Here is a 26,143-nt window from a genome sequence, read left to right on the forward strand (position 1 = left end):
TTTTCTCGCTTTCTTTACTTAGAAGAGTTCTTGGAATCATCTTTGCCAATTTTAGCTTCAATTTTTTTGCTAAGCTTGGTTAATGGTCCTTTCCGATCTTGAACTTCTTGTCCGGTAATATACTCTGCAATAATTGCATTGGTAATACCGCCTAAAATAATTATCGTTGCAGCCATATTCAACCACAACATTAAGACGATAAAGCTACCAATAATTTGATAACCGCTGACTTTGGCAGCGAAAAATTGCGCATACAAACCAAATGCTTGTCCCAAGACCATCCAGCCAATCGTCGCCACCACAGCTCCTGGCCAAGTGGTCATTAACTTGACTTTAGCGTTTGGTACAATCCAATAAATAATCATCATAATCGCTAGTAAAGCAACAATTGTTAGGGGCCACTTGAAGCGCTGGAAGGTGTCGATAATCTGGCCTGAAAAACCAAGTATTGGTTGTAAGCCATCTAACAACATGCGACCAAGACCTAATACGACTGTTACACCAACCATGGCGACTAAAAGTAAGACAATTACAATTACAGAAACAATTCGTACAGCAATAAAATTTTTACGATCATTCACGCCATAGGCACTGTTCATAGCCGTTTGCAGACCATTAATACTTTTACTAGCTGACCATAAGGCAGCTAGTGCTGAAATCGACAAGACACCACCAGAACCTTGGGTCAAAAGGCTTTTGATTGCTGGACCAATAAAAGTATAAACCTCTTGGGGAATAATATCTTTAACATAAGGCAAGATAGAATTTGGATCAATTTTTAGAAAAGGTAATAAATTCCCCACCGCAATTAAGAGGGGAAAAAGTGACAATAGTAAATAATACGCAACAATGACTGCGTTATTTCCGATTTGAGCATCACTAAACCGATTTTTTACAATGGTGAAAAACCGCATTAATTTTTCGTTGTTCTTTATTTTTTCAACAAACTTCATCTGGCACTCCTTTAATTTTTTTGCAAAAGAAATGTCGCTAACTAGGTAAATGAAACACTTGATAGTAAGAAAGTAATTAACAATCACGACAAACCTATCGCTTATCGAGATTGTTAATTATTTTCTTAAATTAAATTTCAGAATAAGCAAGCACCAAAAGGCACTTGCCTACTCCGTTACTCAAATTAATACGTACCTTCTTCGCCTTGGGAAGTCAAAATTTGTGGTCCTGCTTTTGTGATGGCAATTGTATGTTCATACTGACAACTCAAACCACCGTCTAATGTATAAGCCGTCCAGCCATTCGGATCCATTTTCATTTTCCAAGTACCAGTATTTACCATTGGTTCAATGGTAATCACCATTCCTTCTTTTAAGCGCAACCCTTTACCGGCTTCACCAAAATGAGGAACAGCTGGTGCTTCATGAATGGTTGGCCCAATGCCATGACCGATAAAGTCTCGCACAACACCGAAGCCTTCTTTTTCTACATAGGTTTGAATAGCATGGCCGATATCGCCAATCCGATTTCCTACTTGTGCTTGGTCAATGCCTAAATACAAAGCCTTTTTCGTAACAGCCATTAATTTTTCAACTTCTGGCGTTGCACTGCCAACCACATAAGCCCAACAAGAGTCTGACATTGCGCCTTTTAAGTCCACACACATATCTACCTTAACTAAATCTCCTGTGTGTAAAGGCTTCTTACGAGGGAAACCATGACAAATTTCTGAGTTAATGCTGACACAAGTTGCGTATTTGTAGCCTTCAAAACCAATTTGCGCGGCTACGCCACCATGGCTTTCAATAAAATCACGAACAAAAACCTCAATATCCCAACTTGTGATACCTGGTTTAATAAAATCACGTAAATGTTTGTGAACATCTGCCAACAACGCACCAGATTCTCGCATTGCTTCAATTTCTCTAGCAGATTTTAATGTAATCATACTGTCGTCTCCTTTTAAATAAAGATTCCTTTTAAACTAATCGTACAAATAAAAGATGATAAAAAAAGATTTTTTTATCTTTAAACCTTTATTATTCTACCACAGGCACCGGTTTTCGCCAAATATTCAAATAACACAATAGTAGGCAAGGTACCTTACTTTTGTTATAATCGTTACGAACTTCAGGAAAATCATGAGAAACGATAGTTTAATTTTTACTTAAAGGAGTGGCTGAAATGACCTTAGCAAAAATTGTCTACGCCAGTTTAACCGGCAATACCGAAGAGATTGCCGATGTTGTGGCAGAAGCATTAGAAAATTTAAATATTGATGTTACAGTTGATGAGTGTACACAAGTTGACGCAACCGAGTTTGAAGAAGCAGATATTTGTGTTGTCGCAACTTATACTTATGGCGATGGCGAACTTCCTGATGAGATTGTTGATTTCTACGAAGAACTGCAAGAATTGGACTTAGCTGGAAAAATTTATGGTGTCTGCGGTTCTGGGGATACTTTTTATGACGACTTTGCCAAGTCAGTTGATGATTTTGAGCAAGCTTTTGAAAAAAGCGGTGCAACAAAAGGCGCTGACTCAATTAAAGTGGACCTAAATGTTGAAGCAGAAGATATCGACAATTTAGAAGACTTCGCTAAAAAACTCGTCACAGCTTTGGGATAACTAGCTCTATTATTAGAGAAGCCTACAAACTGCCCTCAGTTCTCAAAAAATTAGCATAGGATTTTTTGAAATTGTTTCTTGTATTTTTGAAAATTTCGCATACTTTGACGAACTATTTTTTAAAGCTACACACCAAGATGATATTTGCTTGATTTCGTCAAAAAAGAACCAAAAGATTTGCTCGTGTTCTAACCAAATACTAGGTTACAAAGAACACAACTTGCATGAGGAGCTAATCTTTTGGTTTTTTTATTTTTACGCTCTAATTAATAATTAATTTCTAGTGGCTCTTTTCTTTCCACAATTTGTTTGATTGTGTCCCGCATTAAGGCAATAATTTGCTCTTCTGTTGGGTTAATAATTCCGGATGATTTCAAGGCCGCAATTCCAGTTGCGACAATCCAACAACCAGTATGCAACGATTCAATTTCACTGTCTGCCAAATCTTTAAAGGCCAAATCAGCTTTTACCGCATTAGAAAAATATTGGAAAGAAAATTCCTGCATCTCTTTTCCACCACCGTACTCTTCTAAATACATCGCCCGATACAAGCGCTTATGTTCTGTCGCAAAACCAATATAATTCAAAGCTAAATCAACAATATTTTCTCCAGTGTGTTCTACTGGAAAAATCTCAGTTGCTAAGTAATCGTGTAGTTTTTTGATCAACGCCATTTTAAGATCTTCCATGTTTTTAAATTCCAAATAAATTGGCTGTGTTGAACACTTCATTTTTGCCGCAATATTTCGGGCAGTGAAACGGGAAAAACCATCAGTAGCAACGACATCATAGGCCGCATTCAAAATCTGATCACGGGTGATTGTTTTCTTTCTTGCCATTATTTTTTAACTCCCTTTTCCTTTAGTCTTATCGTTTTTTTGTTATATTAATATTGTACCATGTTTTTTGTCTTTGCAAAAAGAAAACGACAACTATTTTTGCTTTATAAAAAATATTTTTTAAAAAAGACGATAAAACGGAAAACAAGCCCTTTCATTGTCTTTAATTTTGTAAAATGATATTATTTAAATAGTTTGAAAATTGACAATTAGAGCTATATTTTGTCACTTCTTAAAAGAATTTGGAGGTTTTTTTTATGACAGATTTTAATACCAATTTAGCAAAATACGCTGAGCTAATTGTGGCAGTGGGCGTGAATGTTTCAAAAGGCCATACCGTCGTTTTACAAATTAGTGTCGACCAAGCGCCTTTAGCTCGCCTAATCACGCAAAAAGCTTACGCGTTAGGTGCAGCAGAAGTTTTAGTCCAGTGGACAGATGATCAAATTCAACGGGAATTCTTACTTCATGCTGATGAAGAACGTTTAGAAAATATTCCTGCTTATAAAGTCGAGCAAACAGAAGACTGGCTAAAAAAAGGAGCAAGCCGCATTAGTGTTGTTTCTTCTGATCCAGGGGCATTAGCTGGTGTCGACGCCAATCGCGTAGCAACTTATCAAGCTGCTAGTGGCAAAGCAATGATGGGCCTACGAAAAGCAACACAAGCCAATAAAGTTAGTTGGACAGTTGTCGCAGCCGCTGGAAAAGAATGGGCGCAAAAAGTCTTTCCTGAACTTGAAGCTGAAAAAGCGCAAGCAAAATTGTGGGATGAAATCTTTAAAACAACGCGAATTGATACAAAAGATCCCATTGCTGCTTGGAAAAAACACGATGAAACATTACGCAATAAAGCAGAAGAACTAAACAAAGAGCAATTTTCTGCCCTGCATTATACAGCCCCTGGTACGGATCTAATTATCGGTCTGCCAGAAAATCACCTTTGGGAAGGTGCAGGTAGCTTTAACGCTCGTGGAGAAGAATTTATGGCCAACATGCCGACTGAGGAAGTTTTCACTGCCCCAGATTTCCGCCGTATTGACGGTGTAATCTCCAGTACGAAACCATTAAGTTACGCTGGTTCAATTATTTCTGGGATGAAATTCACCTTTAAAGATGGGAAAGTCGTTGATTTTTCCGCTGAAGAAGGTCAAGAAGTTTTAGCTAAATTACTAGCTACCGATGAAGGGGCTAAAAGTTTAGGGGAAGTTGCATTAGTGCCGGATCCATCGCCGATTTCACAATCGGGTATTATTTTCTTCAATACACTTTTTGATGAAAATGCCTCCAACCACTTAGCCTTGGGCTCGGCTTATGCCTTTAGTTTACAGGGCGGAACTGAAATGAGCGAAGAGGAATTAGCAGCTCATGGTTTAAATCGTAGTCAAACTCACGTAGATTTTATGGTGGGCTCTGATAAAATGAATATCGACGGGATAAAAAAAGACGGCAGCAAAGTTCCTATTTTCCGCAATGGTGACTGGGCTTAAATTTTGTAATTTTAGTTTAATAACTAAGAACTGACACTGACAAAATTATCCAGCAATCGCGATGAACCGTCATAAAAAAAGACTTTAACCAAATTGAGTAAATAAAAAGGCCGAAAAAGGTCTTTTTATTTACTCAATTTTAGCTTTAAAAAAAATCATACGAAACATTTGTCTATCTGTACTAACTTCAAGCTGAAAACATAGTAAATCAAGCCGTTTTTTGGTAAAATTTATAGTGATAGCCTACTGACTAACAGTTAGCGAGCCATTGTGAATGAGACATTCACCAGAAAGGATTGACTCCTGTGACACCTAATCGTGAAGATTATTTAAAATTAATTTTAGAACTTGGTGGCGACGAAGAAAAAATCAGCAATAAGCAGATTGTCGCCGGACTAAGTGTTTCACCTGCTTCTGTTAGCGAAATGCTATCTAAGCTGGTAAAAGAAGGTTTAGTCGAACATACAGCCTACCAAGGTGTGCAATTGACTGAAACTGGTAAAAAAAGTGCGAGTGATTTAGTCCGTAAACATCGCTTATGGGAAGTTTTTCTCGTGGAACACCTCCACTACTCTTGGAATGAGGTCCATGATGATGCCGAAGTTTTAGAGCACGTTACATCTAGCAAATTAGCCAAACGTTTAGAAGATTATTTAAACCATCCGCCATATTGCCCCCACGGAGGACAAATTCCGGCTGAAAACGCCTTGGTTACAGAGAAAAAACGGCAAACATTAGCAGATTTTCCAGTCGGGACAAAAATTAAAATCGCTCGAGTATTAGACGAGCGAGAGTTGCTGGATTATCTCGTTAGTATTGACTTAGCCATCCACGAAGAATACACCATTACTGCTATTGCGCCTTATGAAGGTCCAATCACAATTGCCAATAAAGAAAAAAATATGGCGGTCAGTTATAAAGCTGCCAACACGATTTTTGTCGATAAATTGTAAGGAGAGATCACATGACTGAAAATACTAATGTATTGTTTACCATCTTCGGTGCTACCGGAGACCTTGCCAAACGAAAGCTTTACCCATCTTTATTCCGCTTGTATAAAAAAGGAGAGTTAAGCGAATGCTTTGCAGTAATTGGCACTGCCCGCAGACCTTGGAGTGATGCACATTATCATGAAGTCGTTAAAGAGTCTATTGCTTCTTTAGAACCAACAAAAGAAGAAGCAGACAAATTTGCTAGTCATTTTTATTATCAGTCTCACGATGTTTCTGATACTAGTCACTATTCGGTTTTAAAAGAATTGACAGATACTTTAAATGAAAAATATCAACTTGGCGGCAATCGCTTATACTATCTGGCTATGTCTCCCCGCTTTTTTGGGACTATCGTTACCCAATTAAAGACAAGTGGTATGTTAGCTACCGATGGCTACCATCGCGTTATCATTGAAAAACCATTTGGTTCTGACTTTACTTCTGCCAATGATTTGAATAATGAAATTAATGAAGTTTTTGCCGAAAAAGATATTTATCGAATTGATCACTATTTAGGTAAAGAAATGGTACAAAATATCTCAGCTATTCGTTTTGCCAACAATTTGTTTGAATCTATGTGGAATCAACGCTACATTGACAATGTTCAAATTAGTTTAGCAGAAAATTTAGGTGTTGAAGATCGCGGCGGCTACTACGATCAAAGTGGGGCATTAAAAGATATGGTACAAAACCACATCCTGCAAGTTTTATCTTTACTTGCGATGGAGCCACCGGTAGCTTTCACAGAAGAAGCAATCCGCAGCGAAAAAATAAAGGCCTTAAATGCCGTACGCCTTTATTCAGAAGAAGAAGTTTATACAAATTTCATCAGAGGACAATACACAACGGGTAAACTTGGGGATAAAGAATTTATCGATTATCGTCATGAGCCAAATGTCGCAAAAGATTCTACTACCGAAACTTTTGTTGCAGGCAAATTTTTAATTGATAACTTCCGTTGGTCTGGAGTACCTTTTTATGTCCGTACGGGTAAACGCCTAACGGAAAAAGGCACACGGATTAATATCGTCTTTAAACAAGTACCAATTAATGTCTTTCGTTCTAGCACGACTGAAGTTAATACCCAAAGCGAATTACCGCCAAATGTTTTGACAATTTATATTCAACCAACAGAAGGTTTTAGTATGACGTTGAATGGAAAAGAAATCGGTCAAGGTTATTCTACAAAACCCGTAAAATTGGACTACCGCAATACTGCTGAAATGGTAGAAAACTCACCAGAAGCTTACGAACGTTTGATCTTTGACGCTTTAAATGGCGATAGTACCAATTTTACCCATTGGGATGAAGTGGCACAATCTTGGCGCATCGTGGACCGCATTCGCGCTGCTTGGGATAAACAAAAACCTGATTTTCCTAATTATGCAGCTGGTACAATGGGGCCACAAGCTGCTTTTGATTTACTGGCAAAAGACGGTTTTACATGGATCTGGCAACCAGATGAATGGTATAAAGAACGGAATTTATTAGACTAAAATTCAAATCTTTATCGTTTTAACACCAAAAAACACTCCAGTACAAAGGTCATGTTGAACCTTTGTACTGGAGTTTTCTATTTTATTTACTGGTAAACTAATGCGCGCAAAGCTTCATCAACTTTTTCCGCTGTTTTACGGCCTTCAAAAATCGCCCAAATAACTAAACTTGGCCCACGTTTTGCATCCCCGGCTACTAAAACACGTTCGTTATTTGTCGTATAATCATCGTAAACTTCAGCAACTGAAAACTGTTCCAATAAACTTTTTTCTGCCCCTAAAAAGCCCATCGCAAGTAAAACCAAATCTGCTCGAACTACTTGATTGGTTTCAGGAATTGGCTGGAAGTTTTGATCAACAGCAACTGTTTCAACCCCAATCACTTGTCCTCTTTCAGCGCCAATAAAACCTGTAGTCGAAGTGCTATAAGTCGTAATTGTTTCCCCAAAAGTTTGCAGGGCTTCTTCTTGACCGTAGCCGATTTTTCCAGTTAATGGGTATTCTGGCCACGGGTTATCGCTTGCACGTTGTGTTGGCAATGCCGGTGTGATTTCTAATTGTTTGACAGAAGCGGCTCCTTGTCGAATGGCTACAGCAATACAATCATTTCCGGTATCACCACCACCAATCACCACCACATGTTTTCCAGCTAATTTTTTGCTGGTCGCATCTTTGCCATGCTTTAAAACATCCTTGGTCGCTTCGGTTAAATAATCTACTGCAAATTGAATTCCTTGAAAATGTCGTCCAGTTACATTTAAGTCTCGCGGCACACTGGCTCCTGTCGCTAAAATCACGCGATCGTATTTTTTTTCTAAATCAGCAGCGGTAATATCTACCCCAATCTCGGTATTTGCAATAAATTTAACTCCTAGCTCTTGCATCAGATTAATGCGGCGCATAACGATATCTTTGTCTAATTTCATATTCGGAATGCCATACATCAATAAACCACCAAAACGATCACTACGTTCATAAATCGTTACATTATGTCCCAATTGGTTTAAACGCCAAGCCGCCGCTAACCCAGCCGGACCACTGCCAACAATGGCAACCTTAAATTTTGTACGTGTAACAAAGAGACCACTTTCTTTTACCCAGCCTTCTTCAAAGGCTTTATCAATAATAAAACGTTCATTATCATGAATCGTTACACCATCACCATTTAATGATTCTGTGCACCCTTTTTCACATGGAGCTGGACAAACGCGACCGGTCATTTCCGGTAGTGGATTAGTTTTGGCAAGACGTTCAAAAGCTGCCTTAAATCGCCCTTGGTAAAGGAGATCATTCCACTCTGGAATTAAGTTATCATTGGGACAACCAGAGGCAACTTTTTGTGTACCGTAAAATGTTCCTGAATGACAAAAAGGAATACCGCAATTCATACAGCGGGCTGCTTGCTCTGTTCTTTGTTTCTCAGCAAGCGGTTCTTGCAGTTCATACCAGTCGGTAGTTCGCTCTGATACGGGGCGAAAAGGATTATCTTGACGTTGATATTTTAAAAAACCAAATGGATCTGCCAAATTAGCCACGCTCCTTTCCTGCAACTGAAATTGTTACTTCTTTTTTTGTGCCGATTACTTTTTCAAAAGCGGCATGTAGCAATTTATCGCCTGCCAGTCCTTGTGCTTGAAATTCTTTTAAGGCATCGTTGACAGCGTGAAATTCCTTTGGATAAACTTTAATGAAATCTGTTTTTGCTGTTTCCCAATTTGCTAAAATTTCGGCTGCTTTTGGTGAAGCAGTATATTCAAAATGATTTTCAATCAATTCTTTTAAGATATGGTCTTGTTCGTCAATTGGATACAGCTCTACCATTTCCATATTGCAGCAAGCAGGAAAACTCTTATCTGAATCGTAAATGTAAGCTAAGCCACCTGACATACCCGCAGCAAAGTTACGACCAGTTTTTCCTAGAATAACTGCAATACCACCAGTCATATACTCACAGCCATTATCACCTACACCTTCAACTACTACTTTGGCACCGCTATTGCGGACACAAAAACGTTCGCCCGCTAAACCACGGAAATAAGCTTCTCCTTTATTAGCGCCAAAACACGCAACGTTTCCAACAATTGGTGAATTTTTTGTATCATATGCTGCTTTTTGGGGAGGAACAATAATCAAGCGTCCACCACTTAATCCTTTTGCTACGTAGTCGTTAGCTTCTCCGATTAATTTTAACTCCATCCCTTGGGTTGTAAAGGCACCAAAACTTTGACCAGCAATTCCTTCGTACTCGTATTTCAATAAACCTGGCGTTAAGGCGTAATTGCCAAAACGTTCAGCAATCCAGCCTCCCATGCGTGCGCCCACAGAGCGTTTCACATTGTTGATATTTTCTTTTACTGTTACGGTTTGTTTGGCTTCAATTGCCGCTTTAGCATAATCATCTAGCAATGGCCATTGCCGTTTTTCCAAGAAAGGATCACTTACTTTTCGTTCAATACCGGCAGTTGTAGCTAACATTTTAGAAAAATCAAGGGATTTTGCTTTACCTTTTGCTACATAACGCGGTTTAATCACTTCGGTGTGACCTATCATTTCATCAATCGTTTTAAAACCTAATTGCGCCATAATCTCCCGTAAATCTTCGGCTAAGAACATCATTGCATTTATCACGTGTTCAGGTTTGCCCGCAAAGAATTGTCGGAGGGCAGGATTTTGGGTGGCGACACCGACAGGACAGGTATTTAAACTACATACCCGCATCATGACACAGCCAACTGCCACTAATGCTAAAGAAGCAAAACTGTATTCTTCTGCTCCTAATAAGGCGGCAACGGCAATGTCTTTTCCTGTCATAAGTTTGCCATCAGTTTCTAAAATAACCCGTTGGCGCAACTGATTTAGCGCCAATGTTTGATGGGCTTCAGTTAAACCCATTTCCCAAGGCAGACCAGCATCTCGCACTGAGTTTCTAGGAGATGCGCCGGTTCCGCCGTCATAGCCAGAGATTACCACAACATCTGCTCCAGCCTTTACTACTCCGGTTGCAATAGTACCCACACCAGTCGAAGAGACCAGCTTAACATTGATTTTGGCGTAAGGATTAATCGCTTTTAAGTCATAAATTAATTGCGCCAAATCTTCAATGGAATAAATATCGTGATGCGGTGGTGGTGAAATGAGCCTAACCCCTGGAGTAGAACCGCGAATTTCTGCAACCCAAGGAAAAACTTTATTGCCTGGCAATTGTCCGCCTTCGCCGGGTTTAGCCCCTTGTGCCACTTTAATCTGTAATTCTTCAGCGCTCATTAAGTATTCGGCGTTCACACCAAAACGGCCAGAGGCGACTTGTTTAATTTTACTATTAAAGTTTCGTCCATCTGGTAGTGGTTTGAAACGATCGCGATGTTCGCCACCTTCACCGCTATTAGATTTCGCACCAATAGCGTTCATAGCTTCTGCTAAACATTTATGGGCTTCTTCACTTAAAGAACCATAGGACATAGCACCAACTTTAAATCGCTTCACGATATCAGCAGCTGGTTCCACTTCAGCCAAGTCTACTGACGGTCGGACATTTTTAAACTCCCACATCGAACGCAAAGTCGCAGGTGTTGCTAATGCTTCTTCATTCATAGCTTTGGCGTATTCTTGATAGAGTTCATAACGCCCACTACGAACTGCTTTTTGGAAATTATAAATCGTTTTGGGATTAAACAAGTGATGTTCGCCATCAGCTTTGTACTGATAACTACCACCAGAAGGTAAATAATCATTGGCATTAGCACCAAAAGCTTGTTGATAACAAGCATAATATTCTGCTTCAATTTGGGTCAAACTTAAGCCGCCAATCCGGCTAGCCGTACCAGTAAAATATTGTTCTACTACTGTACTGGAAATTCCTACTGCTTCAAATAACTGTGCCCCGTGATAGCCTGCGACAGTGGAAATACCCATCCGCGACATCACTTTAATGAGACCTTTTTCACAAGCCTTGCGAAAATTTTCCACTTTATCATTTAAATTATAAGCTAGTAAAGAAGCATAGGCTAAATAAGGATGTACACCACTAGCACCATAACCGACTAACATGCCACAGTGATGTACTTCACAAACCTCAGCAGTATCAGCCACAATTGAAGCCAGTGATCCTTTTCCACGAGAAACTAAATAGTTATGCAACCCAGAAACTGCTAATAAAATTGGGATTGCCATTTCCCCTTTTTGGCGGTTGCGATCACTTAAAACGATAATCGTTCCGCCATTATCGATTTTTGTTTCCGCTTCTTTAAAGACATGTTCTAAAGCTTGCTGCAAACTGTTGGGATCATCTTCATTTACTGGATACAAAATAGATTGAACCACGGTTTTTTGTTGATCTTGATCGACCGTTAATAACTTTTCAAAGTCTGCTGTACTTAAAATTGGACTGTCAATTTTTACTTTACTACAATTTTCAGCCTGATCTTTGCGAATATCGCTATCTCTACCGAGGAAAAGTTCTGTCCCAATTACCATTTTTTCACGAATAGCATCAATGGGCGGATTGGTCACTTGGGCAAATTGTTGTTTGAAGTATGTGAATAAAGATTGTGGTTTTTCACTTAAAACTGCTAGCGGTGAGTCAAATCCCATCGAAATAACAGGTTCTTCTCCGTTTTCAGCCATTGGTACAATGACGGTACGTAAAATTTCATCAGTATACCCATTGAGTTGCCACAATTGTCGGATTTCTTTTTCTGACAAGGGGTTGCTTTTTTTCTTTGGTGTTTTTATTTCGTTTAATTTGATTCGCTTTTCTTTTAGCCATGTTTCATAAGGCTTAGCCGTAGCATATTTTTGACGAATTTCTTCGTTACGATAAATTTTTCCTTGTTTTGTATCGACTAAAAACAGATTAGCCGGTCCTAAAACACCTTTTTCAAGTACATCTTCTGGGGCTAAATCGACTACCCCGGATTCTGAAGCAACCACAATTAACCCATCTTTTGTAATAGAGTAACGAGAAGGCCGTAATCCATTTCGATCTAAAGCTGCCCCAACAATTTCACCATCGGTAAAACATAATGCAGCCGGTCCATCCCAAGGCGCCATAAAGCTCGCATTATATTCATTAAAGGCTTGTAGTTCCTTGGTTAAATTGGCTTCTTTTGACCAGGCTTCTGGTACCATCATCATTAATGCATGGGGAATATCGCGGCCGTTACGATACAAATACTCTAAACAGTTCTCTAGTTTTGCCGAATCTGAATTGTCTTTGTTGTAGACTTCAATTTTATGGCTATGCATCCAATTTTCCGCACCTCGAAGTGTGTTGATTTCCCCATTGTGGGCCAAAAAACGAAAAGGCTGTGCGCGGTCCCAACTTGGAAATGTGTTGGTAGAAAAACGAGAATGAGTCAAGGCAATGCTCGTCTCCATTGACGCATCTTTTAAATCTGGGTAAAAAAGGCCTACTTGGTAAGCATGTAACATCCCTTTATAAACAATTGTTTTGGCAGACATACTACAAATGACCAGCTCATCTGGATTGTATGATTTTTCAATTTTCCGGCGCAAACGAAATAATTGGTCTTCAAAAGCGCGGCCACTTTTCACATCCATCGGTTTTTCAATAAATAATTGTAAAAAATTCGGCATAACAGCTTGAGCGCCAGGGCCACATTCATAAAAGTTAAAGGGTACATCCCGCGCCCACAAAACATCATACCCCGCTTGTAAAATGTCCTGTATTAAAACATTAGTCATTTGTTCTTTTTGTATTTTATCCTTAGGTAAAAATAACATTGCTACTGCGTACTCGCCTTTTTTAGGCAATGTTACTCCAGCTTCTTGGGCTTTTTTTTGAAAGAAACGATCTGGTAAAGCCATTAAAATGCCTGCACCATCACCAGTGTCTGGTTCAGCACCAGTCCCACCACGGTGATTCATTCGCTCTAACATCGTTAAGGCATGTTCAACTAATTGGTGAGAGGGCTTGCCATCTTTTTGTGCGATAAAGCCCATCCCACACGCATCTTTTTCAAACTTGGGGTCATACATCAAGTTTTTTTCTGCAATTTTTTCCACGCAAGCACCTACTTTTTTATTTTCTGAAAATTCTAATTTTTACTAGTTTACATTGTTTTTCACGACACTGCAATTACTTTCAAAAATTTTCATCGTTTTTTTTTAGAAACGTTCGTAAAATATAACATCTGCTTAAAAAAACAGAGACGAAATAAGGACTTGAAATGTAAGACATTCCAGGTCCTTATTTATAACATGAAAAGCCGGGATTGGCGACTTTAAATTTTTATTCGATTCCTTCAGCTACTTCATTAGGGTAATTTTCTTTGACGATTTGTGTACAGTGGTGACATAAGGTTGGTAAGGCACTATCACTGCCGACTTCTTTTCTAACTTGACGGCAACGATCACAGACATGACCATCTGCTTTTTCAACTAAAATCGCAACGTCTTCAAATTTCATAGCATTTTCTGGAACAAGGCTACCAACTTGTTCAACTTTAAAGTAATCTTCCGCAACAATTAGTAATTGCGCCAAATTGCTATCGACTGCAGTTAAAAGGGCAGCAACTTGTTCATTGGGATAAATCGTTACTTTTGCTTCTAGTGGTTTACCGATTAATTTTTCATTTCGGGCTTGCTCTAAAGCTTTTAATACATTATCTCTAAAGTCTAAAAAGGCACTCCACAGATCAAGTAATTCATCTTGGTTGGCAAATTCTTTATAGCCGGGCATTTCTGCTAATTGAACGTAATCTTCTTCTTCTGGTAAGTAAGACCAGATCTCTTCAGCTGTGTGCGGGATGATTGGTGTCAAAAGTTTTGTCAAAGCAACGACTGCTTGATAAAAGACTGTCTGCATCGCGCGACGCGCATGGTCATTTTCAGCTTCAATATAGACGACATCTTTAGCAAAGTCTAAATAGAAAGAAGATAAGTCTACTGTTAAGAAATTCATCACGGTACGATAGATGTGTAAGAAATTATATTTTTCATAGCCATCTTCTAAGATTGTCTTTATAACTTGGTTTAACCGTACTGTCATATATTTATCAACCGAGCGTAATTCTTCAAAAGGCACAGCGTCAGCTTTTGGATCAAAGTCATTTGTATTAGCCAACAAGAAGCGCATCGTGTTACGGATTTTACGGTAAACTTCTGAAACTTGATTCAAAATATCCATTGAAACCCGTACATCAGCTTCATAATCCACACTTGCTACCCACAGGCGTAAAATATCTGCGCCCATTTGATTGATAACTTTTTCAGGAGCGATGGTATTGCCTAAAGATTTACTCATCTTCCGACCTTCGCCATCTAACGTGAAGCCTTGTGATAAGACCGCTTTATAAGGTGCCACCCCATTGATGGCAACACTGGTAGTGATACTTGAGTTAAACCAGCCACGGTATTGGTCAGAGCCTTCCAAATACATATCCGCAGGAAAGCTTAATTCGGGACGTTGACGTAAGACTGCTTCATGGGATGAACCTGAGTCAAACCAAACATCCATAATATCATTTTCTTTCGTAAATTCTCCGTTTGGTGAACCAGGATGTGTAAAGCCTGCAGGTAATAATTCCTTGGCTTCTTTTTCAAACCAGATATTTGAACCATGAGCGGCAAATAATTCAGCAACATGTTCAATTGTTTCCGGTGTGATGATTGCTTCCCCATTTTCCGCATAAAAAATTGGCAATGGTACACCCCATGCTCGTTGACGGGAAATCACCCAATCACCACGGTCACGAATCATGTTGTAAAGACGTGTTTTTCCCCAAGGAATAATCCAATCCACTTTTTCGATTTCAGTTAAAATATCGCTTCTAAATTTATCAATTGAAGCAAACCATTGTGGTGTTGCGCGATAAATAACTGGTTTTTTTGTTCGCCAGTCATGAGGATAGCTATGGGTAAAGAAGTCTAGTTTTAATAATGCACCTTTATCTTCTAATAACTTGGTAACTTCTGGGTTTGCTTTGTCGTAAAACATCCCTTCAAAACCAGGTGCTTCAGCCGTAAACATACCACGGTTATCAACTGGTGATAAAACTTCTAGTCCGTATTTTTTACCAACGATGTAGTCATCTTCACCATGTCCTGGAGCAGTGTGAACTAAACCAGTTCCGGCATCTAGCGTAACATGATCTCCACACATTACAAGTGAGGTCCGATCGTAAAATGGATGTTTTGCCGTCATATACTCCATTGCTGTACCTGGAAATTCCTGTAAAACTTTGACATTTTCCCAACCAATTTGATCTTTAACGGTATCTAATAGGTCTTTGGCAACGACATATTTTTTTCCATCGGCTTCAATTTGTACGTAAGTATAGGTTGGATTAACAGAAATACCAAGATTTGCTGGTAAGGTCCAAGGGGTTGTTGTCCAAATTACAAATGAAGTGTCCGTATCTAGCAAATCTTTGCCATCTACTACTTTAAAGGCAACATAAATTGATGGTGATTTCACATCTTTATATTCAATTTCGGCTTCAGCTAAAGAAGATTCACTTGATGGTGACCAGTAAATTGGTTTTAAACCTTTATAGATATAGCCTTTTTCTGCCATTTTACCAAAAACGCGAATTTCGGCTGCTTCATAGGCTGGGTCTAAGGTAACATAGGGGTTATCCCAATCACCAGCAACACCTAGTCGTTTGAAGTCATTACGTTGTTTATCAACTTGTGACATCGCATATTCCCGACATTTTTCCCGGTACTCTGCCATTGTCATTTCTTTACGTTTAATCCCTTTATTGGTTAAAACTTGTTCGATTGGTAAACCATGTGTATCCCAACCAGGAACATATGGCGCCCGAAAACCAGACATTGATTTGAAGCGGACGATAATATCTTTACTAATTTTATTTAATGAATGACCAATATGAATATTCCCATTGGCATATGGCGGACCGTCGTGTAAAACAAAAGAAGGTTTGCCTTCGTTTAATTTTTGGCGTTGCCCATACAAGTCAGCTTCTTCCCAATTTTTTTGCCATTCTTTTTCCCGGTTTGGCAAATTGCCTCGCATTGGAAAACCGGTTTTACCTAGATGTAATGTTTCTTTCATCTTCATGAATATCCGCTCCTGTCCTTTATTTTTACAGTTAGCAACTGTGAAAAAGTGTATAAAAAAACGCTCATCCCCAAAAAGGGACGAACGTTGTCGTGGTACCACCCAAATTTGTACAAAACTGTACTTCTTTGTGATTGTTAACGTGAATCACACGTCAATGTTTACTTCATTCAACATTAAAACCAATAGAGGATCTTTTTTTTAGTAGGGTTCATCGGTCTTTCACTGTCACCGACTCGCTTTAGAAATGCTAAAAACTTTTCTGTTCTATTTTTGGTCTTTTTCTTCAATTTTATTTAATAATTCTTTGGCATCATCTAATGTGTTGACCGCAGGAATTTCTTGACTTGGTGTAATGATTTTTTCACTAGCTTCTACGATATCGACTTGATTTTCAGTCATATCACTGTTTGAGTTTACTTCATCTGGATTTTCTTTGTCAAGTTCTTTTTCCATTAGTTGTTGGAAAGCTTCGTGGCCATCTTGAACGTAGCTTGCAAATGGCTTCAAAATTTCATCCCATTCTGGACTTTTCACTTGTTCTAATTGAGATTGCAACATTAATGTTAAGTTTTGGTGGAAAACGCGTGTTTTGGTTTTCAAATCATTGGTTTCTGTTGCAAGTTGACGCGCACTTTCGCTAGCATCATTTAAAATTTCTTTAGCTTTTTGTTCTGCAGCGGTGGTTAATTCATGAGCGTGTTTTTCAGCACTTGAAACTAACTCATCGGCACGATTTTGCGCTGAGGTAACAATTACTTCAGATTCTTTGCTGGCACTCGTTTTTACTTTATCAGCAGTATCTTGGGCTACAATGATGGACTGGTTTAAGGCGTCTTTTAATTCATTGAAATATTCCAGTTTTTCTTCTGCATGTTTTAAAGCTTTTTCCATTTCACGATTCTTTTGAAGTAATTCTTCATAATCACGACCAACTAAATCCAAGAAGTCGTCTACTTCATCTTGATTATATCCCCGCATTTTTACTGCGAAGGTCTTATTATTAATGTCTAATGGAGTTAATGCCATTTTTTCTACCACCTTTACTTATTTTCTTAAAACACCTAATGTTAAGCGTATTTTATCTTTTTTAGTTTTACCTTCAATTCCTTGTAGCTGAATACGACCAAAGCCCCGTACTGAAATAATGTCTAGTAAATCTAACATAAAATCTGGTCGCAGCGTTTCTGTCCAGTTGACTTTGATTTTCCCGTTTTCCACCAATTGTTTGGCCCGCTGGCGGGAAATGTTGAAAACAGTAGAGATTACTGTGTCTAAACGTAAAGAAGAAACCGTAGTTTTTTCTTCTTCCCAACTGTCTTTGGGTTTTAAAATCTCTGTATAACGTACTTCTTCTAGGCGAGTTGTTACATTACCGACTTTAGTAAGTTGTAAGGCAACAAAACTAGCAACTTCTTTTGCAATAAAGATTTGCCAGGCTGTACCATCACTAATAATATCACCGAAATATTCCCGCTTAATTCCAGTACCCATTAAAGTACCTAATAATTTACCGTGACTTAAATTGGCAAATTTAACAGGATAGTGCACTTGATAAACGGCAATATCAAATTCGTCTAAAGAGGGTTCGTAATAATCCGGATAAATTAATAAACGCCGTCTTTCAGCTTGTTCATAACCGCCATAAAACATAAATTTCAATTCTGTTTCCTGACGAATCAACGTTTGCGCGATATACGCTTGACGCGGATCTAAAAAGTCGGTTAAATACGGTGCATATTGCATTTGCACTTGTTCAATCCAATCGGTTACAGCGTCAATAAAAGGGCGTTCATCAGCCCGAAAATGTTGATAGACATTTACGTTCATTGACTCCCACCCCTCATTTCTTAATACATAATATTGACTAATATAGTCGTTAGGCCTTGGCTGGCCAAATTTAACACGATAATTGCAACAGCAATCGTTAAGTCAATCGGCCCAATTGTTAAATTAAGACGATCGAATAAACTTAAATATGGTTCACAAATTTTCCGCAAAAAGCGACCAATCGCTGATTGATAACCGCCTGGAAACCAAGACAGTAAAGCATAAATCATTAGTAAAACCGAATATAAATAAACGGCATCGCTAAATAAACTCAATAACCTAAAAATGGCAATTGCCTCCTCAATTTAAATCGTATAAATCCGTTTCAGTTGGAAAAGTTCCTTGGCCGTCAATTTCAACATCATAGGGCGTACATAAGAAAATTTCGTCCCCCACGCGTTTAATGTCGCCATCTTGAGCATAGACTGTTCCGGTTAGAAAATCTACGATTCGTCTTGCTTGATCTTCTTCAACTGATTGAAAATTAACTAAGACTGCTTCTCCATTTAAAATATGTTGGGCAATCTTTTTTACTTCATGGTAATTACGCGGCTCTAAAATAGTAATTTTTCCAGCCGTATTTTTACTTGTATTTACCGGCTGTTGCCGTTTAGGCGTTACAGGTGTCTTCATATTTTGCCGTAACGAAACAACTTTTTTATCTGATTTGGGTGTTTCATAGACAGGTTCATGATTTGTTACAGGATTTGATTTTTCAACCGGAATTTCTTCAACAACTGCTTCTTCATAACCATTGACCGCAGGGGCCACTTCATATTCTTCATAGCTATCTTCTGATAGACCGAAAAAATCTGCCGCTTTACTAAAGATCGACATGATAACTCCTCCTTTTAGGCATCTTTGACTAAAGCCGTACCGACACGAATAAATGTTGCCCCTTCATAAATAGCTGCTGGAAAGTCATTACTCATTCCCATGCTTAATTCATGACAGGGAGCATAGACTAAATTGGCTGCTTCAATTTCTTGTTGCAGCTGCCGTAGCTTTCCAAATATAGCGCGTTGTTCTTCTACCTTAGCTCCAAATGGTGCCATTGTCATCAGACCTACGACTTGGATTTTATCATAAGCGTAAAGAGCAGCAATAAATTCAGGAAGTTCTGCCGGTGTGACGCCATGTTTTGACGCTTCACCAGAAACGTTAACTTCTACGAAGCATTTAATTACATGCTCCGCTCTTTTTTGAATTTCAGCCGCCAAGCTTAAGTTATCTAAAGCATGGAAATAGTCTATTTTATTTATAACTAATTTTACCTTTCTCCGCTGTAAATTGCCAATAAAATGCCAGCAAATCGTGTTAATATCGGCTAATTCTTGTTTTTTTTCTAAGAAAACATCTGTCCGGTTTTCTGCTAGATCCAAAACATTTTGCGCAATTAACTGGCGCATTACCTGGCTGGAGACAGTTTTCGTCACGGCAACCAACCGGACACTTTTTTCATCACGACCAACAAGAGCACATGACTCCTGTATCTCTTGTCGGACCTCCCGCAAGTTCTCAGCAATCATGTGCTCTTACCTCCAAAGCTTTAATTAACGTTTGCGACGGAAGAATGGTGGTGTACTTAATTCGTCATCATCACCAGATTTTACATCGTCACGATTAAATGTATCGAATTCTTTCTTTTCGATATTTTCAAATTGTGTATCATCAACTTTAGGACGCACTGTTTGCTCCTTGCGAATATCCCAATCACCAAAAGCATTATCATCTTCAGGTTGTGTTGGTTTTGCTTGTTCCATATCTAAAACCGGTTTTTGTGGGATGCTGTGGATTTGATTTTGTCTTGAAGTGCGGCCTTTATTTTCCTTTTTTGTTGGATCAATTCCTGTTGCAATTACTGTTACGCGAATTTCATCACCTAATTCTTCATTAATTGAAGTACCTAAGATAATGTTTACATCGCCAGTTGCAGCATTTGCAACAATATCAGAAGCATCTTGTGCTTCAAATAAAGTCATATCCAAGCCGCCTGTGATATTTAATAAGACTTGTTCAGCACCATCGATTGAAGTTTCTAACAATGGCGAAGAAATAGCTTTTTTCGTCGCTTCTATTACGCGATCTTCACCAGAGGCAACCCCGATCCCCATTAAAGCAGTACCTTGGTTTTCCATAACTGTTTTCACATCAGCAAAGTCCAAGTTCACGTAACCCGGAGCTGTAATCAAATCAGAAATGCCTTGTACACCTTGGCGTAAAACGTTATCAGCTTCACGGAAAGCTTCTAACATTGGCGTTTTCTTATCAACAACTTCTAATAGACGGTTGTTCGAAATAATTAATAATGTATCCACATTTTCTTTTAATTGTGCGATACCTTCAGCTGCAAAGCGGCCGCGTTTTGGTCCTTCAAAAGTAAAAGGACGTGTCACAACACCTACAGTTAATGCGCCAAGTTCTTTGGCGATTTTTGCTACGATTGGAGCAGCACCAGTACCAGTACCGCCACCCATACCAGCGGTGATGAAGATCATGTCTGCACCATCTAAGGCTTCGCGAATTGACTCTTCACTTTCTTCAGCGGCTTTTTGGCCAACTTCAGGTTGTGAACCAGCACCAAGACCACGTGTATATTTAGGGCCTAATTGAATAACTGTTTCTGCTTTTGAATTTTTTAAGGCTTGCACATCCGTATTAGCTGCGATGAACTCTACACCTTTAACGTTTTCTTCGATCATTCGGTTGACTGCGTTGCCACCGCCACCGCCGACGCCGATAACTTTAATGACTGCGCCGTCATTTACGGTATTGTCAATTGAAAATTCCATAATGTTTATTCCTCCTGCTTGGGTTTAGTCGAAAATATTCGAAAAGAAATCTTTTACTTTATCTTTAACGCTTTCGCCAGTAGATTCATTTGTTTCTTCATAAGTATCTTCTTGGCCGTCATATTCATCATAGGCTTGCTCTTGTGTAACAGGAACTGGTGCTTCATGGCTTGTTGCAGGTTGTGTTTTTTCCCCTGTTACAGCCGTTTTAGCTAATTGATAAACTTCACTTAAGTTAGCGGAATAGTCTACGATTGAAATCACATTAGTAAAGACTGGGTTACGTAATCCCATGTGATTTGGTACGTACAATTTCACATTTGTGCCAAAAATTTCTTGGGCTAAGTCTACCACACCAGGTAAGCTTGCAGCGCCGCCTGTTAAAACGACACCTCCTGGTAAACTTAACGCATCAATTTCGTCTAGTACTTCTTTAGACTTGTTGAAGATTTGTTCCATCCGCGCTTCAATAATTTCTGCTAAATAGCGTTCATCAATTTTAACCGGTTCAGATTTACCAATGACATCTACTGGAAACTCTTCGCTAGCAGAAGTACGCTCTGGATAAGCATCCCCATAATTGATTTTTAGTGCTTCAGCGTTGTTAAATGAAGTATTTAAAACAGTTGAAATATCTTTTGTAACATATTCCCCGCCTTCTTGGTTAACGTGGGTGAATTTCAATTGTTTATCATGCATAACTGAAGTTGTCGTTTGACCGCCACCAATATCAATCACGGTCGTACCAAAATCTTTTTCACCATCAGATAAAATAGACTCTGTTAAAGCAAGTGGTGTAATCACCATTTCATTTAAATGAAGTCCTGCTTTTTCAACACATTTACGAATGTTGTGTAAAATTGTTTTAGGGCCGGTGAAAACAACGCCGAACATTTCTAGACGTACACCAATCATCCCCCGTGGATCTTTAATACCTTCAAAGCCATCCACAGTAAATTCTTGCGGCAAAATCGTAATGATTTGTCTTTCAGGAGGAACTGAACGTACTAAAGCAGCTGAAGCGACGTTACGTACATCTTCATCTGTAATTTCTTTTGATTCGCTGTTAACAGCAATCATTCCTTGACAGTTTTCTACTTCTAATAAGTTTGCTGGAACACCAACGCTCACACTGCGAATTTGGATACCTGCTTTTTCTTCTGCTTGCTTGACGGCCCGTTGAATTGCTTGAACCGACTTTTCAATATCGACAATAATCCCTCTGTTAATACCTTCAGATTTGGCGTTGCCTACACCAATGATATTCATTTGGTTTTCGACATACTCTGCAACGACAACTTTGACTGAAGTCGTTCCAATGTCAAGGCCGACATACATTCCCGTTTTTGCCATGAATGGGATTCCCTCCTACTAAATTTCCATATAGATCGAACAGTAAAGGTTCGTTTTTATCTATCAGTTTAATATTTTGTTCACTGCTAACAATAATACCACAAAAATCGACTTTTTAGAAATACGTTATGAAAAATATTTGAAATTTTTATTGCCCTATTTGGCTGTTATTATTTGTTTCACTTTGGTTTTCATTTTCTGCTGTATTTTCATTAGTTTCATTTTGATTGGTAGTATCATTTGCGGTTGTTGTTTCATTGGTTTTTGTAGTAGCTTTTTTTTCTTCTTTGGGATAAGGATAAGTGAAAATCCCCACTTCCATATCCACTACCCCTTTGCCTTTTAATTCTTTAGCAACTTGAGGATAGTATTTTAATTGTTCTGCTAAATTCGAGATATTAATAATCACCGTATTGCCATCATTCATTAATAGATTTAGCAATTCTTGATTAGCGCTAGTTGGCGTGTATTTAATTTGAGACACGCTAGAACGTAATTCTTGCGAAAGTTTTTGATATTGCGTTAAAACAGCTAAAATTCGTTTTTGCGATTTAAAATCTTCTAAAATTGGTAAGTTTTTAGCTGGTTCTTTGACTGTCTCTGCTAACACTTTCCCATTTTCAATGACAGGGGCATAACTGTCGCCTTTTTCTAAAATAGCCACTTCTTGATATTCGGTAATCGCTAGTTTAAATTCGTTGAAATGTTCAATTGAGATTGCCACATTTTTAACACGTGGTAGTGCTTTTTTTATCCTCTCTTCATTACTACTACGCTGAAAATATTGCGACCACAGGCCTTGACTCAGTTTAAAGTCTGCCGCTTTTGTCACAGCAGCCTTTGGGACGGCATCATTTTTCACCACATGAAGTGCGGATAATTTACTTAATGGTGAAACATAATAAAGTGCAAATAACAACGGAATCAAAAACAGCGTGATGATAATTGCTAAGCGGCGATAAAGAACCGAATTGCGCTCATATTTCAATTTTGGCAGCCGATCGGCAAAAGAACCATTAGGATTTAACGATCCTCCCTCAGCTGGTAAGTCGCTCGCATTTTCGGGTAACTGCACTTCTTCTTTTTCTTGCCCATCAATGACTGTTGGCGACCACGGCGCATCTTGACCATTTTTTTTCCGATACTCCAAGTTGGCCTTTTGCCAGGGCGTCAGATCCACTGCATGAACATCAGAATTCTCACCTTTTTGCTTGGACTGGTCTTTTTTACTGATATGCGTCACCACCTTTAACTTACACTGTAATTTCTTTAACTAATTGATATAAACGCTCACTAGCATCTGGAATTCCCTCAGCCTTAGAGGCCTTAGCCATCTGTTGGCGTTTTGCTTGATCTTGCATAATTTCGTCAACAGCACGAACTAATGTTTCAGCTGTTAGCGCATCATCTTTAATCATTAGTGCTGCCTTAGCATCGACTAAGCTTTGCGCATTTTTTGTTTGATGATCTGCGGTCACGTAAGGACTTGGAACTAAAACTGCTGGCAAGCCTAAAGCCGTAAATTCGGCAATAGATGTTGCACCAGCACGTCCCACCAATAAGTCACAGCAAACCATCACTGCTGCCATTTTATCAATATAGGGGGCAACCCTGACATTTGTCAACTGGCTTAAATCAATCTTTGCTGCATCTTTAATTTCATTAAAGTAGCGTTCACCAGAAGCGTATAAAACCTGATAATCTCGACTAGCAAAAATCGGGAGCGCAGCTGTAACAGCTTGATTGATTTTTAATGCCCCTTGACTACCACCAAAAATTAAAACGGTAGGCTTTTCTTTTGCTAGACCAAACGTTGTTAAAATATCCGATTTTTGCGTATTGCTAACTTCACTGGCACGAGGATTCCCTACCAATACCGTTTTTTCTGCAGGAAAAAACTGGGCAGCATCTTTAAAACAAATCCCAATTTTTGTCGCATAACGACTTAAAAATTTATTGGTTATCCCTGGAATACTGTTTTGTTCGTGAACAATTGTGGGAATCTTCATTTTGGCAGCGGCATAAACTACCGCACCAGAAACATAGCCTCCTGTTCCAATTACAACATCAGGTTTAAAGTTTTTTAAAATTTGTTTTGCTTCTTTGATGCTCTTAAAAAAAAGTTGCAGTGTTTTAACATTATCAAAAGACAACTTGCGCTTAAATCCTTGTATTTCTAACGTTTTAAAAGGAATATCCGTTTTTGGTAGAATTTTATTTTCTAATCCTTTTTTTCCACCAACATACATAAACTCAGAAGCCGGTTCTTGTTGTTTAACATAATTCACAAAGGCTAAGGCTGGGTAGATATGTCCCCCTGTTCCGCCACCGGTTACTAGTATTTTCACGTGCTTCGCTCATTTCTATTGTTTATTCAAGTTATTGACCGCCGCAATAAAGCGATCTCCTCTAATTTCAAAGTTTTTATACTGATCCCAACTAGCATTTGCCGGAGATAATAAAATCGTATCGCCGACTTCACTAATTCCATAGGCTTTTTCAACTGCGGTTTCAGCATTTTCACTAAATTCAATCTGTGGTACTTTTGCATCTCGTGCGGCTTGTGCGAGCTTATCTTTGGTTTCACCAAAAACAATTACAGCCTTCAGACCGACTAAAGATGGAACCAATTCATCAAAACTATTACCACGATCTAATCCACCTGCTAATAAAATTAATTTTTCATGGTCAAAACCACTTAAAGCCATTTCAGTAGCTAAAATATTGGTAGCCTTGGAATCATTAAAAAAGCGTCGTTCATTAACAGTACCGACAAATTGTGTTCGATGCGGCACACCACTGAAACTTTGTAGTGTTTCTTTGATATCTTCATTTGAAATGCCTTTAAGTTTTGCTACTGCAATTGCGGCCAAGGCATTTTCCACATTATGATTTCCGGGAACACCTAATGTATCTGAGTCCATGATAAATTCATCTTTAAAGTACAGCTTACCGGCTTTTTGATAGGCGCCCAAAACAACTTGTGTGCTAGAAAAGGGAATAACTTCTGCCTTGGTTTTTTTCGCTAAATTTTGTAATACTGCTTGATCCCAATTTAAAATTAGATAATCATTTGGCGTCATATTTTCTTGGATATGCCATTTGGCTTTTTCGTATTCAGCTTGTGAACCATGATAATCCAAATGTGCCGAAAAAATATTGGTGATAACCGCAATTTCAGGATGAAAAGTCTGAATTCCCATCAATTGAAAACTTGATAGTTCAGTCACCATAACGTCTTTTTTTTGCGCATGTTGGGCGACTGTACTAGCAGGATAGCCAATGTTGCCGGCTAGTAGCGCTTTACCTTCCCGCATACCCGCATTTAAAATTTCACCAATCATAGTAGTCGTGGTCGTTTTACCATTTGTCCCTGTAATCCCAATTAGCGGACATTCAGCAATTTTATAAGCTAACTCAACTTCTGTAATAATTGGCAGACCTTTTTCTAAAGCCTTTTTAACTAACGGCTGGCTATAAGGTATCCCCGGATTTTTCACCATCAAGGCAAAATCTTCATCTAACAATTCAATTGGATGACTTCCTGTAACAACTTTTACCCCTAACGCTAAAAGATCTTGTGCTTCCGGGTTTTCTTCAAAGGGTTTACCGTCGTTAACGGTAACAAGTGCGCCCAAATCATGTAACAATTTGGCCGCACTGAATCCACTCTTTGCTAATCCCAGCACAAGAACTTTTTTATTTTGATATTCACTAATTTGCTTCAT

General features: G+C 38.8%; 20 protein-coding genes and 1 other annotated feature. Of the genes, 4 read left to right on the plus strand and 16 right to left on the minus strand.

Annotated features, from left to right (window positions below):
• Positions 1–14: 14 nt before the first annotated feature.
• Both P3T75_RS08970 and map read right to left on the minus strand, forming a co-directional pair.
• Positions 15–953 carry a YihY/virulence factor BrkB family protein gene (locus tag P3T75_RS08970; protein WP_206903901.1) on the minus strand — a complete coding sequence of 313 codons (939 nt, stop codon included), beginning with the start codon at positions 951–953 and terminating at the stop codon, positions 15–17.
• A gap of 185 nt (positions 954–1,138) precedes the next feature.
• The gene (gene map, locus P3T75_RS08975) at positions 1,139–1,903 is read right to left on the minus strand and encodes a type I methionyl aminopeptidase (RefSeq protein ID WP_206903900.1); all 765 of its coding nucleotides are present in this window, start codon (positions 1,901–1,903) and stop codon (positions 1,139–1,141) included.
• 236 nt (positions 1,904–2,139) lie between these two features.
• Here map and P3T75_RS08980 point away from each other — a divergent pair, with 236 nt between their 5' ends.
• Complete coding sequence (locus P3T75_RS08980) at positions 2,140–2,583, plus strand: flavodoxin (RefSeq protein WP_230708881.1); 444 nt, start codon at positions 2,140–2,142, stop codon at positions 2,581–2,583.
• 266 nt (positions 2,584–2,849) lie between these two features.
• On the opposite strand, the gene P3T75_RS08985 is transcribed toward P3T75_RS08980, so the two are convergent.
• Entirely contained in the window at positions 2,850–3,422 is a 573-nt protein-coding gene (locus tag P3T75_RS08985; protein ID WP_206903898.1) for a TetR/AcrR family transcriptional regulator, read from the minus strand.
• A gap of 257 nt (positions 3,423–3,679) precedes the next feature.
• Here P3T75_RS08985 and P3T75_RS08990 point away from each other — a divergent pair, with 257 nt between their 5' ends.
• The 3 genes from P3T75_RS08990 to zwf all read left to right on the plus strand — a co-directional run bounded on the left by P3T75_RS08990 (position 3,680) and on the right by zwf (position 7,397).
• Positions 3,680–4,909 carry an aminopeptidase gene (locus P3T75_RS08990; RefSeq protein ID WP_206903897.1) on the plus strand — a complete coding sequence of 410 codons (1,230 nt, stop codon included), beginning with the start codon at positions 3,680–3,682 and terminating at the stop codon, positions 4,907–4,909.
• Positions 4,910–5,214: 305 nt separating this feature from the next.
• Positions 5,215–5,862 (plus strand): metal-dependent transcriptional regulator, encoded by a 648-nt coding sequence (locus P3T75_RS08995; RefSeq protein WP_206903896.1) that lies wholly within the window; start codon positions 5,215–5,217, stop codon positions 5,860–5,862.
• 11 nt (positions 5,863–5,873) lie between these two features.
• Positions 5,874–7,397, plus strand: a complete 1,524-nt coding sequence (zwf, locus tag P3T75_RS09000; protein WP_206903895.1) for a glucose-6-phosphate dehydrogenase — start codon at positions 5,874–5,876, stop codon at positions 7,395–7,397.
• Between the two features lie 86 nt (positions 7,398–7,483).
• On the opposite strand, the gene P3T75_RS09005 is transcribed toward zwf, so the two are convergent.
• The 13 genes from P3T75_RS09005 to murD all read right to left on the minus strand — a co-directional run bounded on the left by P3T75_RS09005 (position 7,484) and on the right by murD (position 26,143).
• The gene (locus P3T75_RS09005) at positions 7,484–8,923 is read right to left on the minus strand and encodes a glutamate synthase subunit beta (RefSeq protein WP_282462590.1); all 1,440 of its coding nucleotides are present in this window, start codon (positions 8,921–8,923) and stop codon (positions 7,484–7,486) included.
• A gap of 1 nt (position 8,924) precedes the next feature.
• On the minus strand, positions 8,925–13,394 hold the full coding sequence (gltB, locus tag P3T75_RS09010; protein ID WP_282462591.1) for a glutamate synthase large subunit: 4,470 nt from the start codon (positions 13,392–13,394) through the stop codon (positions 8,925–8,927).
• Positions 13,395–13,647: 253 nt separating this feature from the next.
• On the minus strand, positions 13,648–16,440 hold the full coding sequence (gene ileS, locus P3T75_RS09015) for an isoleucine--tRNA ligase (protein WP_230708889.1): 2,793 nt from the start codon (positions 16,438–16,440) through the stop codon (positions 13,648–13,650).
• Positions 16,441–16,513: 73 nt separating this feature from the next.
• Positions 16,514–16,724: a binding site (T-box leader), on the minus strand.
• On the minus strand, positions 16,708–17,469 hold the full coding sequence (locus P3T75_RS09020; RefSeq protein WP_206903892.1) for a DivIVA domain-containing protein: 762 nt from the start codon (positions 17,467–17,469) through the stop codon (positions 16,708–16,710). Its footprint overlaps the feature before it by 17 nt.
• A gap of 18 nt (positions 17,470–17,487) precedes the next feature.
• Positions 17,488–18,270, minus strand: coding sequence for a YlmH family RNA-binding protein (locus P3T75_RS09025; RefSeq protein ID WP_282461384.1), 783 nt, complete (start codon positions 18,268–18,270; stop codon positions 17,488–17,490).
• A 20-nt stretch (positions 18,271–18,290) separates the two neighbouring features.
• On the minus strand, positions 18,291–18,500 hold the full coding sequence (locus P3T75_RS09030) for a YggT family protein (protein WP_051113726.1): 210 nt from the start codon (positions 18,498–18,500) through the stop codon (positions 18,291–18,293).
• A gap of 70 nt (positions 18,501–18,570) precedes the next feature.
• Positions 18,571–19,107 (minus strand): cell division protein SepF, encoded by a 537-nt coding sequence (locus tag P3T75_RS09035; protein ID WP_206903889.1) that lies wholly within the window; start codon positions 19,105–19,107, stop codon positions 18,571–18,573.
• Positions 19,108–19,121: 14 nt separating this feature from the next.
• Positions 19,122–19,799, minus strand: a complete 678-nt coding sequence (locus P3T75_RS09040) for a YggS family pyridoxal phosphate-dependent enzyme (RefSeq protein WP_282461385.1) — start codon at positions 19,797–19,799, stop codon at positions 19,122–19,124.
• Positions 19,800–19,823: 24 nt separating this feature from the next.
• The gene (ftsZ, locus tag P3T75_RS09045; RefSeq protein WP_206903887.1) at positions 19,824–21,062 is read right to left on the minus strand and encodes a cell division protein FtsZ; all 1,239 of its coding nucleotides are present in this window, start codon (positions 21,060–21,062) and stop codon (positions 19,824–19,826) included.
• A gap of 24 nt (positions 21,063–21,086) precedes the next feature.
• On the minus strand, positions 21,087–22,415 hold the full coding sequence (ftsA, locus tag P3T75_RS09050) for a cell division protein FtsA (protein WP_206903886.1): 1,329 nt from the start codon (positions 22,413–22,415) through the stop codon (positions 21,087–21,089).
• A gap of 148 nt (positions 22,416–22,563) precedes the next feature.
• Positions 22,564–23,658 carry a cell division protein FtsQ/DivIB gene (locus P3T75_RS09055; protein WP_282461386.1) on the minus strand — a complete coding sequence of 365 codons (1,095 nt, stop codon included), beginning with the start codon at positions 23,656–23,658 and terminating at the stop codon, positions 22,564–22,566.
• 10 nt (positions 23,659–23,668) lie between these two features.
• Positions 23,669–24,763: an undecaprenyldiphospho-muramoylpentapeptide beta-N-acetylglucosaminyltransferase gene (gene murG, locus P3T75_RS09060; RefSeq protein ID WP_206903884.1), complete on the minus strand. Its 1,095-nt coding sequence runs from the start codon at positions 24,761–24,763 to the stop codon at positions 23,669–23,671.
• Positions 24,764–24,778: 15 nt separating this feature from the next.
• On the minus strand, positions 24,779–26,143 hold the full coding sequence (murD, locus tag P3T75_RS09065) for a UDP-N-acetylmuramoyl-L-alanine--D-glutamate ligase (RefSeq protein ID WP_282461387.1): 1,365 nt from the start codon (positions 26,141–26,143) through the stop codon (positions 24,779–24,781).

Source organism: Enterococcus montenegrensis (assembly GCF_029983095.1).
GTDB lineage: Bacteria > Bacillota > Bacilli > Lactobacillales > Enterococcaceae > Enterococcus_C > Enterococcus_C montenegrensis.